Here is a 14,276-nt window from a genome sequence, read left to right as displayed (position 1 = left end):
TAACATTAAACACGGTTATCCTTTATTTTTTTAGTTTCTTTATATTTATTTTTAATCGTATTCTTCTTAGTAATCATGTGTTTTTGTGGTTTTATAGTGATATCTGTTAATATAGTTCCTTCTCTTTGATTTAATATCATCTTTACAGCTTGTGCCACACATTCTCCTGTAATATATGACTCTGGTAAATCTCCTTCTCTAAAATAAGCATTATTATAAAAATTAGTTTTTGTCATATCTGGATGTATTGTAACAACTTTAACTCCTGATTTTCTAGTTTCCTCAAATAAACTTTCACTAAAATGAGTAAGTCCTGCCTTAGTAGCAGAATATGCACATCCTATAGGACTTGCTTTTTTAGCTGTGACAGAAGATATATTTATTATATATCCTTTATTTTTCTTTAAATCTCTTAAAAGTAAATGGCTTAAAATAATGGGAGCTTCTAAATTAGTTGCTATCATATTTTTAAGATTTTTTATATTTATTTCTTCATGAGGACCATAATATCCCACTCCTGCATTATTAACTAATATATATATTTTTTTGTCCATCTTCTTTATATTTTTAATTTTTTCTTCCAACGAATTAGTTTTAGTTATATCACAATTTTCTTTTATAAAATTTATATGTTCAAAATTTGTTTTAGAAAAATCTCTCGCAAAACCATAAACTTTATAATTATTCCTTATAAGCATTTTTGTTATTTCAAGACCTATTCCAGAAGAAGCTCCTGTTACTATTGCTGATTTCATTTGTTCAACTCCTTATTGTAAATATATATCTTTTAAAGGCACATATTTTTTTACTTCATTCTTAATAAAATTCATCATTTTATTAATATGTTTCGTATTATAACTACAAACTCCATTATTACATTGAAAAGGATAGGCCAATATCTTTGAATCTTCTCTTAATTTATTCATTATCTTTAGATAATCTTTTGATATTCTAAAAACTCCACTACTTACTTGATATACTTTTCTTTTTCCAATAATCTCAAAAGTTTTTTCTATACATTGTTTGTATAAAACTTCCCAATCTTTAACATAAAGAATAGGGTCAAAACATATTCTAACTTTCCATCCCTTATCTATAGCATCACATATACTTTTTAGTCTTTTATTTAAAGATGGCGTATTTTTTTCAAATTCTTTTATAATTTTATCTGGAGATAAGGTCCATGCTAAAATTACATTATCCAAACTCTGAATATCTTTAATATACTCAAAATCAGCACTCTTTGTTCTTATTTCTATCTTTAAATTTTTATATTTATTTGCAGTTTCAATCCACTTATGTAAAAATCCTGTAATGTTTTCAATTGCCATTAAATCTGTGTCATAGGAAACACAAAGATATATTGATTTATTTTTTAAAATTTGTTTTACTTTTTCTATCGTGTCTTCAATGTTTACAAATATAACAATATTTCCTGATGGATACATTCCTTGAAGATAACAATATTCACAATCATAAATACAATTCATAACTAAAGATGTATAATAAAAATTATCATTACCAAAATCATCACACATCTTAGATCCAGGATATATAAAATTATCTTTCTTTACTGCTAATATAAGTTTAGGTATTTTTTTCTGTAAAATAAAATTTTGATTTTTCCTGCAAAATACATCTTTATAATGTTCTATCTCAATAAGTATACTTTTTTTAAACCGAGATATTATATCATGGGAAATATCATAATTTAATGCATCTTTTTCTACATAAATATGCGAAAATTTATAATTCCATAAGTTTTTGCTTAAGCTCTCCATAAACTTTTTTCCCTTCAGCTTTTATATTACATTTAACATCTTTATATTTTATTAATAAATCAAGGATTTGTCCATTTCTTATTTTATATTGTTTAGATAATTTTTTAAATTCATATTCCATAGCTGAGCTTAATTTCATATTTTTACATAAAATATTTATCATATCATTTTCTTCTTTATTCATTATATCATTTTTGTAATCTTCTATATTCAATCTTTTATCTATCCATTCATATACCTTTGGCAAATTGGACGCCATCAAATTTTCTATTAATACAGGCGTAACACTATCTGCTTCTAAAAAATCTGATACTATTTTAATTATATAAATATTTTCTGGTTTTAAGAATATCGATACTGCTTCGTATAAAAAAGCTCCTTCTTGATCCACTATATCAGCTTTTACATTTTTAATCATATCTTTATCTACTATTTCTAAAAAAGATTCTAATGACCCTTCTCTAAAAGAATGAGAAAATAACATATCTGGATAATAGGATTTTTTAGTATATTTATTAATTAATTTATTACATAAAAATATTTCTCCAATATGAGCTTTTTCTTTATTAGCTCCACAAATACCTATATTTATAAATATATCATTTTCATTATAACCAAAATTACTTAGCAAATAAGTAGCTCCAACTGCAGCTTTTATTCCTCCTGTCCCAGTAATAATAAGATAATATTTATCATTTTTGAAAATTTGAAATTTCTTTGCTTCTATAACTTTTTTCATTTTATAATGTTTAATTATTTCCTTAGCTTCATAATATAGAGCTGTTAAAAAATAAACCATATAAAATCACTCCTAATATTAATAATAAATATTAAATTATTAAATCTATTTGTCATAATCTAATCAATTTGATGTTACATTATCTTATTATTTAGGTCAAATTTTTTAGCAAATAAATATAAAATAAGTCCTCATCTTAATTTAAGATAAGGACTTAAAAATAAGTATTATTAAATTTAATAAGCTTATCCTACTTGTAATTCTAATCTCAATCTATCTGCAATTAAAGCTATAAATTCACTATTAGTAGGTTTACCTTTACCATTATTTATAGTATATCCAAATAATTTATCAATAGTATCTGTTTTTCCTCTACTCCAAGCTACTTCTATAGCATGACGAATAGCCCTCTCTACTCTACTTGGAGTTGTATTATGATTTTTAGCTATAGAAGGATATAGTTGTTTCGTTATTGAATTTAAAATATCCATATTATTAACAGACATAATAATAGCATCCCTAAGATATTGATATCCTTTTATATGAGCTGGAATTCCTATTTCATGAATAATATTAGTAACTTCTGTTTCTAAATCACAAAATGAAAAATTATTATAATTACTCTTAGATAAAGTAGACCTATTCTTTTTAATAATTTCATGAGTCCCTTTTAATTGCCTTATACGTGCAATAAGTGTTTCCATATCAAAGGGTTTTATAATATAATATTCTGCTCCTAAATTTAATGCTTTCTCTGTAATTTTATCTTGCCCTACTGCTGATAACATAATATATACAGGTGTTTTTTTCATAGGAATAGAATTAAGTCTTTCAAGAACCCCAATACCATCTAAATGAGGCATAATTACATCTAATATAACTACATCTGGTAATTTATCTATAATTATTTCACATGCTTCCAGACCATTATGAGCTATTCCAATAACTTCCATATCATTTTGTTTGTTTAGAAATTCTTCTAAAATTTTACAAAAATCCTTATTGTCATCTGCTAAAACAATTTCTATCTTATTATTTCTAGTACTTATCAAATAAAATTCCCCCTTAGTTCATCAGTCTATTTATCCTTTTTTTAAATAAATATACAATCTATTCTCATTATAATGAATAAATAGAATAAAATCAAGATTCTTTATTAACAAAAAATAGTTTATTTATCAATTTATTTTATATTTTCTTCTTTTTTTATCATATTTTCAATAAATATCCCGTACCCTTTAGTTGGATTTTGTACAAATACATGAGTAACGGCACCTATTAATTTCCCATCTTGTAAAATAGGACTACCACTCATTCCCTGTACAATTCCATTTGTTTTTTCTAATAATCTAGGGTCTGTAATTTTTATTACCATACCCTTTGAATCATCTTGATTAAACTTAGATACTTTTTCTATATAAATTTCAAATTCTTCTACTTTGTCCTTTGATATATTGCAAAGAATTACTGCTTCACCCTCATGTACTTCATGATGCAGAGCTATAGGATATGTTTTATTTGAAAATATACTTTCTTTATTAGCATCTATTTTTCCAAAAATCCCATGCGAAGTGTTAATTTTTACAGTTCCTATCTTTGATTCTTCAGTGTCAAAAATAGCTCCTGTTAATTCTCCAGGAACTCCTTTTTGTCCTTTTTTTATAGATGTTACTTCTGCTTTCATAACCTTTCCTTCTTTTATAGGCATAAGTTTTTTGGTATCAATATCTGTTATCCCATGTCCCAAAGCTCCAAATATTTTAGTATCAGGGTTGTAATAAGTTAATGTTCCTATCCCTTGAGTTTGATCTCTTACCCAAGCTCCTATTTTATATTCCTTATCTTCTTTACTTTTTACTGGTTTTATACTTGTTTCAATTATTTCATTCTGTCTTTTTATTTTTAATTTTAATTCTTTTTCATTACTATTTCTTATACATTCAATTAATTCTTCTTTATTATTCAAATCTTTTCCATTTATTGATAATATCAAATCTCCAGACTGTAAAATTCCTTTACTCGGTTGGTATGTCTTTCCATCTATACCATTTACATCTCCTGTTCCTAAAACCATAATTCCATCAGTCTCTACATTTACCCCTACTGTCATACCGCAAGGAACAACTTCCATAGGAGGAATTATATCCATTTTAACTGTTTTAAGAGGTAATATACCCAATAACTTTAATTTTACATCTAAAGTTTCACTACCTAAAGGCTCGATAGAAAAACTTTTATTTAAATTAATATCAATATTGTCTTCATCTATTTGTTTATTATTAATTTTTATAACTTTTTGATTTTTTAAAGATATATTAGCTTTTATCGGAAGATAGAAATTAAAATTATTTTCTCTACCAGAAATAATTTTAATTTCTTCTGGAATATATAAATAAGACGCTATAAAAGGACTTATAATAGCAACTATTAATATAAATAAAATTCCTAATTTAAATGATTTTTTATTTTTCATTGTTTACACCCCATAAAAATAAATTTAAAAAACAAATATATTTTTCTAAAGTTTATAAACATAAATTAACCTTTTTAAATTATTCTTATACCAGTTAAAAACTACAAAAAAAGGTGTAAACAAAAAAAGCAGTTATAAACTGCTTTTAAAATCTTCGGCCATTTTTTTCATTTCTTCTGCATTTTTTAAGGTTATATTAGTAATAACTGCTCCACTTATTAATCTAGCTATTTCATCTATTATATCTTTTTTATCTAAAACTCTTACATAAGATGTAGTTTTATCCTTTTCCATCATTTTTTCAATTTTGTAATGATTATCTCCCATAGAAGCTATTTGAGGTAAATGAGTAATACAAATAACTTGATGTTTTCTAGAAATGAATCCTAATTTTTCTGCTACCTTTTGTGCAGTTCTTCCACTAATACCAGTATCTATTTCATCAAAAATCAACGTATCTATTTTATCAATATCTGCTAATACAGTTTTTAATGCAAGCATTATTCTAGACATTTCTCCTCCAGAAGCAATTTTAGAAAGTGGTTTTAATTTTTCACCTTTATTTGTTGAAATTAAAAACTCAACCATATCCCATCCATTTTCATTAAAATTTTCTTTTTTAGAAAATGATATATGAAATTTAGCTTCTTTCATTTCTAATTCATGTAAAACTTTTTCTATTTTCCCTTCTATTTTTTTTGCTTTTTTCTTTCTTATTTCAGACATTTTTTCGCATATATTTTTAATCTTTTTTTCTATTTCAATATATTCATTTTGTAATTTTTTTCTTGTCTCCTCACTATTTATTATAAAATTAAGTTCTTTTTCAATTTTTTCTTTATAATTTAGGATTTCCTCTATTGTATTACCATATTTTCTTTTCAAATTATAAATTAGATTTAAACGATTTTCTACCCTTTGTAATTCATCTGGATCATGTTCTATTGTTTCTTTATAATTTCTTATATCTCTAGACATATCTTGTAATTGAATTTGTATATTCTCTATACTTTCATATAAAGGAATTAATTCTTTATCTATATTTGATAAATCCATAAAAAGTTTTGTTACTCTTCCGATATTCTCATATATCCCTATACCTTTATAATCATTATCATATAAAAGGGAATTAATCTCTTCTATTCCATTTATTAATCTCTCTGAATTTGACAATATTTTTAATTGCTCTTTAAGATGCTCTTCTTCATCTTTTTTTAATTTTGCATCTGAAATTTCATCAATTTGAAATTTTAAAAGATCAATTTTTCTTTCTCTTTCTTTATCATCACCTAATAAACTATCTATTTGTTTTTCAATATTTTTATACTCCTTATAATATGTAAAAATTTGTTTTTTATACTCTCTAAGTTCATCTTGACAAAATTGATCTAATAATTGAATATGTTTCCCTACATCTAATAATGATTGATGCTGATGTTGTCCATGAACATCTATAAGCATAGATGATATTTGTTTTAACATTCCTAAAGTTACAGTTTGTCCATTTACACGACATAGACTTCTTCCCGATTTGTTTATAGATCTAGATATAAGAAGATATCCGTCCTCTTCTATATTAATTCCCATTGTTTTTAATAATTCAGTTATTTCATTGGTTTTTAAATAAAAAAGCAATTCTACAATACCACTTTTTTCTCCGCTCCTAATTATTTCTTTAGAAGTCCTTTCTCCTAAAGCAAAATTAATAGAATCTATTAAAATAGATTTCCCTGCTCCTGTTTCTCCTGTTAAGATATTTAAATATTCTCCGAAATCAATATTAATCTCTTCTATTAAAAACATATTTTTAATATGAATGTTTACCAGCATAAAACTCCTCCTACTATTTCGAGTTCAAAATGCCTTTTAATTTCTCCATTAACCTAATAGTATCTTCTTCAGATTTTATAGCACAAAAAATAGTATCATCTCCCGCAATAGTTCCTACTATTTCTTCATAATGAAATGCATCCATTGCTGCAGCTACTGCCATTGCCATTCCTGTAAGAGTCTTTATAACTAAAATATTTTGTGCTTTATCCATACTTACAAATCCTTCTTTAAACACACGAATAAATTTTTCAGATATATGTTGTTCATTTTGAATAAGTGTTGCATATTTTTGAGTACCATGTTCTGTAGGTATTTTGGTTAATTTTAATTCTCTTATATCTCTTGAAATAGTCGCTTGAGTCACTTCAAATCCTGCTTCTCTTAATTTTTCAGCTAATTCTTCTTGAGTTTCAATTGAATTATTATTAATAAGTTCCAAAATTTTGGATTGTCGTTTAATTTTCATAAAATTCCTCCTTCCTATCCTAGCAATTTTTTTCTTAGTACATCATAAAAATTGTATTCTTTAGTACGTATTAAATGTGTTTTGTAATGCGATTTCTTTATACTAACAATATCATTATTCTTTAATCGATATCCCATTTGTCCATCTATTGTAAGAATAATATCGAAATACAAATTTTCTCCTATTTCAATTGTTATTATATCTTCACTAGACACAACAATAGACCTTGCGTATAAACTATGAGGACAAATAGGAGTAATTCCCATCATATTAGTACTTGGCTCTAATATAGGGCCCCCTGCTGATAAATTATATGCAGTAGACCCCGTTGGGCTAGATATAATTACTCCATCAGCAGTATAATTATCTACAAATTTATCATTAATATATATTTTAAAATCAATAATTCTAGATAATGAACTCCTAGATATTACAACATCATTTAAAGATATTAAATGATTTTTATTATTATTAACATTAGTTTCTAACATCATTCTAGTTTCAATATAATATTCTCCATTTAATACTTTTTCAAGAACTGTAAAGGAAGAATTTTTATCAACTTCTGTTAAAAATCCTAAAGTTCCTAAATTTATTCCTAAAATAGGAGTATTATATAAAGAAGCTTCTCTTGCAGCCCTAAGAAAAGTTCCATCTCCTCCTAAAACAATTATAAAATCAGATTCTTTATAAATTTTATTTTCTTCTTTTTCTAAATTAGGGGCATTAAGAATATTAGAAATATTTTCTGGAATATAAATATTACAATTTTTTTTAAGTAGCCAATCGATAATCATAGAAGTATTTTTAAGTTTTATATCTTTTTTAGTATTAGAGATTAATCCTATAGTTTTCATATTATCACCACATTTAATTTAATTCGCTGTGAGCTTTATTTACTGTATTTTTAATACATATTGATATGTCTTTTATTTCTAAATTATCTTTGTTATTTTTTTTAAGATATACTAAATATTCTATATTCCCCTCTGGCCCTTTAATAGGTGAATAAGAAATATCATATAAATATAAATTTTGTTCTTTTGCATAATTTACTACATTATAGATGACTTCTTCATGGACTTTTGGGTCTCTGACTACTCCTTTTTTACCTACTTTTTCTCTTCCTGCTTCAAATTGAGGTTTTATTAAAGCTACAATTTCTCCCTCTTCTCTCAATAAATTTTTAACAGGAACTAAAACTTTTGTAAGGGATATAAAAGAAACATCTATAGAAGCAAAATTTCCTAATTCATCTAAATCCTCTGGTTTAACATATCTAATATTTGTTTTTTCCATGCATATGACTTTCTCATTTTGCCTTAATTTCCACGCAAATTGTCCATAACCTACATCAATTGCATACACTTTTTTTGCTCCATTTTGAAGCATACAATCAGTAAATCCTCCTGTGGAAGCTCCCACATCTAAAGTTATTTTATTCTTTAAATTAATATTAAAAGTTTTTATAGCTTTTTCTAATTTATATCCCCCTCTGCTAACATATTTCATCTGTTCTTTTATTTTTATATCAGAACTTTCTTCAACTCGAGTTCCGGGTTTGTCTTCTTTTATTCCATTTACCAATACTAATCCAGCCATAATACTGGATTTTGCTTTTTCTCTAGAAGGAAAAAGCCCTTTTTTAACTAATAATATATCTAGACGTTCTTTTTTAGTCATTTATCTATCATCCTTTTTTTAATACTTCTTCTACTTTTTGCATTATACCATTTTTATCTAATCCATATTCTTTATATATTTCATCTGGTGTTCCGTGATTTATAAATTTATCTGGGAAACCAAGTATATTTACATTAATATTTTTAATTTTATTTTTTGATAAAATTTGTAATACGTTGCTTCCATATCCTCCATTAATAATATTATCTTCTATAGTAAATAAAACTTTATATTTTTTAGCAATATTAATAATCATTTCTTCATCTATAGGCTTAATAAATCTAGCATTAATTAAAGAAATTTCTATATTTTTATTTTTTAGTTCTTCTACTGCTTTTTTAGCAATTTCTACCATTTTACCCACTGCAATAATTGCTCCATCCTTACCTTCATAAAGAAGTTCACTTTTATTATATTTTATTGGATTTGTATTAAATTCAGATAAAACGGGTGCTTCTCCCTTTGGATAACGAATAGCCACAGGTCCTTTAATAGTAAAAGCATATTTTAACATTTCTTCTAACTCAAATTTATCTTTTGGTGCCATAATAGTCATATTAGGCATATGAGATAAATAAGATAAATCAAATATTCCTTGATGAGTCTCTCCATCTGGACCTACAATACCAGCTCTATCAATTGCAAAAATAACTGGTAATTTTTGAAGACATACATCATGAATAATTTGATCATAAGCTCTTTGAAGAAAAGAAGAATATACTGCAAATACAGGATGAAAACCACTAACAGCTAATCCTGCAGCAAAGGTAACTGCATGCTGTTCTGCAATACCTACATCGAAAAATCTTTTAGGAAATTTTTCTTCAAATTTTTTTAAGCCCGTCCCTTCAGGCATTGCTGCTGTAATTGCAACAATCTTTTTATTAATATTAGCTAAATTAATTAATGTATTCCCAAATACTTCTGAATAAGTTTCTTTAATCTTCTTTTTAATAGATTTACCTGACTCTATATTAAAGGGTGATACCCCATGATAATTACATGGGAATTTTTCTGCATATTTATATCCTTTCCCTTTAACAGTTTTTACATGAAGCAAAATAGGACCCTTCATTCTTTTAACTCTGTTTAATACCTTTATTAATTCTCCTATATTATGTCCATTAATTGGACCTACATAAGTAAAACCTAATTCTTCAAATAAAGTTCCTGGAACTAATAAATATCTTATACTTTCTTTTGTTTTTCTAACAGTTTTAGCGACGCTTTTCCCTATCCCTGGAATTTTTTTTAATATATGATCAATATCTTCTTTTACTTCTAAATATATAGGTCCTGTGCGAATAGTACTTAAATATTTAGATAATCCTCCAACATTTGGTGAAATAGACATTTGATTATCATTTAAAATTACAATAAGATTAGTATTAGTTCTTCCTGCATCATTTAAGGCTTCAAAAGCCATTCCTCCAGTTAACGAACCATCTCCTATAATAGAAACAACAGAAAATTTTTCATTATTTAAATCTCTAGCCGCTGCTATTCCTAAAGCAGCAGAAATAGAGGTAGAACTATGTCCTGTTTCAAATATATCGTGAATACTTTCTTCTCTCTTTGGGAAACCACTTAATCCTCCTTTTTGTCTTAATGTATTAAATTTTTCTTTTCTCCCAGTTAATATTTTATGAACATAACTTTGATGCCCTACATCCCAAATAATTTTATCTTTAGGAGAATTAAAACAGTAATGTAAAGCTATGGTTAATTCCACTACTCCAAGATTAGACGCTAAATGTCCTCCAGTTTTAGAAAGACTATTTATTAAAAAAGTTCTTATTTCTTTTGCAAGAATATTTAATTTATCTATACTTAATTTCTTTAAATCTTTTGGTGAAATAATACTATCAAGAAGTTTTTTCAATATAATACCTTCTTTCTTAAAAAACCGTATTTATTTTATTCTATATTATTGTAACTTCTTTTTATACTTTTTTTCAAGTTTATAATCTAAATATTAAAGGCGAACAACGTTCGCCTTACTATGTATAGATCAATGCAATTATAATTCCCAATAAAGCTCCTGCTAATACTTCTATAGGAGTATGTCCTAAAAGTTCTTTTAATCTTTCTTCAAAATGAAATTCCGAATGTTCAATTTCTCTTATGATTTTATTTAAAACGGCTGCTTGTTTTCCTGCAGCTCGTCTAACTCCCGCTGCATCATACATAACAATTAATCCAATAACTAAACTTACTCCAAAAAGCGGACTTTCATATCCTACCTTTTCTCCAACTGCTATACACATAGACATAACAAAAGCTGAATGAGAACTTGGCATTCCTCCTGCTCCAATTAATCTTGAAAAATCTATTTTTTTACTTTGTATTAATACTATTATCATTTTCAACATCTGTGCTATAAACCAAGCTAAAATCGATACTTTTAGAATATCATTACGAAAAATTGCTTCAATTTCTTGCAAAATAAATCCTCCTTAATAAGTGCGAGACATTAAATATTCTGATAGCCAACATAAAAACTGTGCATTTTCTTTAAATTCTCCTAAATTGTCTATAGCTTTTTTAGAAAGTTCTTCTACATATTTTTTAGAAACATCTAATCCCTTTAAAGAAACAAAAGTAGCCTTTCCATTTCTTTCATCACTTTTAATAGGTTTCCCTAATTTTTCTTGAGTACTTATTATATCTAATATATCATCTTGAATTTGAAAAGCCATTCCAATACAATATCCGAATTTTTCTAAGGCATTTATTTGTTTTTCGTTTCCCTTTCCTAATATTCCCCCTGCTTTTAAAGATGCCTGAATAATAGCTGTTGTTTTATTTTTATATATAAAATTTATTGTATCCATATCTACTTTTTTATTTTCAGAAATTAAATCTACAACTTGTCCTCCTATCATGCCATCTATTCCTGCTGCCTTTGCAATAATTTCCATGGCATCAATAGCTTCCTTTGAAAAATAATCTTTAGTGGTTTTTATCATCGTTTCAAAAGCTAAATTTAAAAGAGCATCTCCTGTTAAAATAGCTATACCCTCTCCATATACTTTATGATTTGTTAACTTTCCTCTCCTATAATCATCATTATCCATAGCTGGAAGATCATCATGAATTAAAGAATATGTATGAATCATTTCTATAGCACAAGCAAATGGATAAATTATTTCTCCTGTTCCCCCTACAGTTTCAAATGCCGATAACATTAAAATAGGTCTAAGTCTTTTCCCACCTGCAAAAGTACTATATTTTATAGATTCATATATAATTTTAGCAGGAGAATTTTTTTCCTCTATTAATATTTTATCAAGATGTTTATTAATAATATCAACTTTTTGTTTTAATTCATTTTTAAAATTCATCATTCTCCTCCTGCATATCAAAAGTTTTTTTAACGAATTTCCCTTCTGTATTTTTTTGTAATATCATTACTTGCTTTTCTGCTTCTTCTAATTCTTTAGAACAAAAAGAAGATAACTCTATTCCTTCTTTGTAATATTTTAAGGAATCCTCTAAAGTAATATCTTCTTTTTCCAATAATTCTACTATTTCTTCTAAACGTTTTAAGCTTTCTTCAAAATTTAAACGTTTTTTCCTTGGCATTTTATCTCTCCTCTTCTTTTTGAGTTCCTTTAACATATCCGTAAATAATTCCATCTTTCACACGAACATTAATATTTTCATTAACTTGTATATCATTAATAGAGGATATAGTATTCCCTTTTTCATTAGTTGTAATAGAATAACCTCTCATTAATATATTTAAAGGAGATAAAGTTTCTAAAGTTTTTATTTTATGAAGGAATTGATTCTTATAATTTTTTAATTTATCATTTATATTTTTATGTAAAAATTTTTCAAGATTATCTAATTCTTGCTGTCTTTTATAAATAAAATCTAATGGTCTTCTAAAAGGTAACCTATTTTGAATCTCCATAAGGGTATTTACACTTTCATTAATTTTATACTCTATAGATTGATTTAAAATTTTTTTAAGATTCGAAATTTTCGATATATATTCATCTCTCAAAGGAACAGCTATTTCAGCTCCTGCTGAAGGCGTTGGAGCTCTTAAATCTGCTACAAAATCTGCTATTGTAAAATCGATTTCATGTCCTACTGCAGAAATAATAGGAATTTTAGAATCATAAATAGCCCTTGCTACAACTTCTTCATTAAAAGCCCAAAGATCTTCAATAGAACCTCCTCCTCTTCCTACAATTAATACATCTGCTTTCCCCCATTTATTCATATCATATATCGCATTGGCTATGCTATCTGGAGCTTCCTTACCTTGAACGATTGTAGGATAAATTACTAAGGAAATACTTGGATTTCTTCTTTTAGAAACATGAATTATATCTCTAACAGCTGCTCCAGTTGGAGAAGTAATAATACCTATACATTTAGGAAAAGAAGGAATAGGTTTTTTATTTTCTTTAGAAAATAGTCCTTCTTTTTCTAATCTTTGTTTAAGCTTTTCAAAAGCCTCATAAAGTGCTCCTCTTCCTTCTTTTTCTATTTTATTTACATATATTTGATATTGTCCTGTTTTTTCATATACTGAAACAGATCCTTTTACTATTATTTGCATCCCATTTTCAGGTTGAAATGTAAGAGAGGCAGCACTACTTCTAAACATTACACAAGAAATAGCACTATATTCATCTTTTAACGTAAAATATATATGTCCAGATGTATGTTTTTTAAAATTAGATATTTCTCCCTTAACACAAATATTATTTAAAATATAATCCATATTAATTAATGCTTTTATGTATTTATTAATATCTGATACAGTAAAAACTTTTTTATTTTTCATAATCTACCTCTTTTACAGAAGAAGCTATTTTCCCAAGTACTCCATTTATAAATGCAGGAGCTTCATCACTACTATATTTTTTTGCTAATTCAACAGCTTCATTTATTGCAACACTTTTAGGAACATCTTCATCATAATACATTTCATATATAGCAACTCTAAAAATAGATAAATCTACTCTCGACATTCTCTCGATCTTCCACCCTATAGAATATTGAGATAATAAATCATCAATTTCACTCAATTTTTGAGTAATATTTTTAAATTCGTTTATAATAAATTCTTTATCTTCTTCTTTAATATTTGGATGCTGTTCAAAATATAAATCTATTCTCTCTTGTTCTTCACTACTTCTTGCAAATTCTTTTTGAAATAACAATGTAAATATATGTTCTCTTATTTTTCTACGACTCATTTCATTCCTCCTCGGATTCTTTTGTAAAACATATTTAAATTTAAAGTTTATAAATATTATATAAATAACTTAAATACTTAAA

At 26.1% G+C, this 14,276-nt stretch carries 15 protein-coding genes; all 15 read right to left on the bottom strand.

The genetic code is table 11. The annotated features are described in order from the left end of the window. Positions 1 to 5: 5 nt before the first annotated feature. Positions 6 to 755, bottom strand: coding sequence for an SDR family NAD(P)-dependent oxidoreductase (locus OM90_RS02390; RefSeq protein ID WP_058485279.1), 750 nt, complete (start codon positions 753 to 755; stop codon positions 6 to 8). Positions 756 to 767: 12 nt separating this feature from the next. Then, positions 768 to 1,781: an SPL family radical SAM protein gene (locus tag OM90_RS02385; RefSeq protein WP_058485278.1), complete on the bottom strand. Its 1,014-nt coding sequence runs from the start codon at positions 1,779 to 1,781 to the stop codon at positions 768 to 770. Beyond that, positions 1,747 to 2,580: a nucleoside phosphorylase-I family protein gene (locus OM90_RS02380; protein ID WP_058485277.1), complete on the bottom strand. Its 834-nt coding sequence runs from the start codon at positions 2,578 to 2,580 to the stop codon at positions 1,747 to 1,749. The genes OM90_RS02385 and OM90_RS02380 overlap by 35 nt, the downstream gene beginning before the upstream one ends. Before the next feature lie 185 nt (positions 2,581 to 2,765). Further along, positions 2,766 to 3,572: a sporulation transcription factor Spo0A gene (gene spo0A / locus OM90_RS02375; RefSeq protein ID WP_242860845.1), complete on the bottom strand. Its 807-nt coding sequence runs from the start codon at positions 3,570 to 3,572 to the stop codon at positions 2,766 to 2,768. Positions 3,573 to 3,703: 131 nt separating this feature from the next. Beyond that, on the bottom strand, positions 3,704 to 4,993 hold the full coding sequence (gene spoIVB, locus OM90_RS02370) for a SpoIVB peptidase (RefSeq protein WP_058485276.1): 1,290 nt from the start codon (positions 4,991 to 4,993) through the stop codon (positions 3,704 to 3,706). Between the two features lie 132 nt (positions 4,994 to 5,125). Further along, the gene (recN, locus tag OM90_RS02365) at positions 5,126 to 6,823 is read right to left on the bottom strand and encodes a DNA repair protein RecN (RefSeq protein ID WP_058485275.1); all 1,698 of its coding nucleotides are present in this window, start codon (positions 6,821 to 6,823) and stop codon (positions 5,126 to 5,128) included. 13 nt (positions 6,824 to 6,836) lie between these two features. Continuing rightward, the gene (locus OM90_RS02360; RefSeq protein WP_058485274.1) at positions 6,837 to 7,292 is read right to left on the bottom strand and encodes an arginine repressor; all 456 of its coding nucleotides are present in this window, start codon (positions 7,290 to 7,292) and stop codon (positions 6,837 to 6,839) included. Between the two features lie 14 nt (positions 7,293 to 7,306). Further along, positions 7,307 to 8,149, bottom strand: a complete 843-nt coding sequence (locus OM90_RS02355) for an NAD(+)/NADH kinase (protein WP_058485273.1) — start codon at positions 8,147 to 8,149, stop codon at positions 7,307 to 7,309. Between the two features lie 13 nt (positions 8,150 to 8,162). Further along, positions 8,163 to 8,975 (bottom strand): TlyA family RNA methyltransferase, encoded by an 813-nt coding sequence (locus tag OM90_RS02350; RefSeq protein WP_058485272.1) that lies wholly within the window; start codon positions 8,973 to 8,975, stop codon positions 8,163 to 8,165. 7 nt (positions 8,976 to 8,982) lie between these two features. Further along, positions 8,983 to 10,857 carry a 1-deoxy-D-xylulose-5-phosphate synthase gene (gene dxs / locus OM90_RS02345; RefSeq protein ID WP_058485271.1) on the bottom strand — a complete coding sequence of 625 codons (1,875 nt, stop codon included), beginning with the start codon at positions 10,855 to 10,857 and terminating at the stop codon, positions 8,983 to 8,985. Between the two features lie 118 nt (positions 10,858 to 10,975). After that, the gene (locus OM90_RS02340) at positions 10,976 to 11,419 is read right to left on the bottom strand and encodes a divergent PAP2 family protein (protein WP_058485270.1); all 444 of its coding nucleotides are present in this window, start codon (positions 11,417 to 11,419) and stop codon (positions 10,976 to 10,978) included. Between the two features lie 12 nt (positions 11,420 to 11,431). Further along, positions 11,432 to 12,319: a polyprenyl synthetase family protein gene (locus tag OM90_RS02335; protein WP_058485269.1), complete on the bottom strand. Its 888-nt coding sequence runs from the start codon at positions 12,317 to 12,319 to the stop codon at positions 11,432 to 11,434. Further along, positions 12,309 to 12,560, bottom strand: a complete 252-nt coding sequence (locus tag OM90_RS02330; protein WP_058485268.1) for an exodeoxyribonuclease VII small subunit — start codon at positions 12,558 to 12,560, stop codon at positions 12,309 to 12,311. Before OM90_RS02330 ends, OM90_RS02335 begins: the two co-directional genes overlap by 11 nt. Position 12,561: 1 nt before the next feature. Continuing rightward, the gene (gene xseA, locus OM90_RS02325; RefSeq protein ID WP_058485267.1) at positions 12,562 to 13,779 is read right to left on the bottom strand and encodes an exodeoxyribonuclease VII large subunit; all 1,218 of its coding nucleotides are present in this window, start codon (positions 13,777 to 13,779) and stop codon (positions 12,562 to 12,564) included. Continuing rightward, positions 13,769 to 14,194 carry a transcription antitermination factor NusB gene (gene nusB / locus OM90_RS02320; protein WP_058485266.1) on the bottom strand — a complete coding sequence of 142 codons (426 nt, stop codon included), beginning with the start codon at positions 14,192 to 14,194 and terminating at the stop codon, positions 13,769 to 13,771. Before nusB ends, xseA begins: the two co-directional genes overlap by 11 nt. Positions 14,195 to 14,276 lie beyond the last annotated feature (82 nt).

This window comes from Defluviitalea phaphyphila (assembly GCF_001466305.1).
GTDB lineage: Bacteria > Bacillota > Clostridia > Lachnospirales > Defluviitaleaceae > Defluviitalea_A > Defluviitalea_A phaphyphila.
This window is presented reverse-complemented; position numbering and strand designations above follow the sequence as displayed.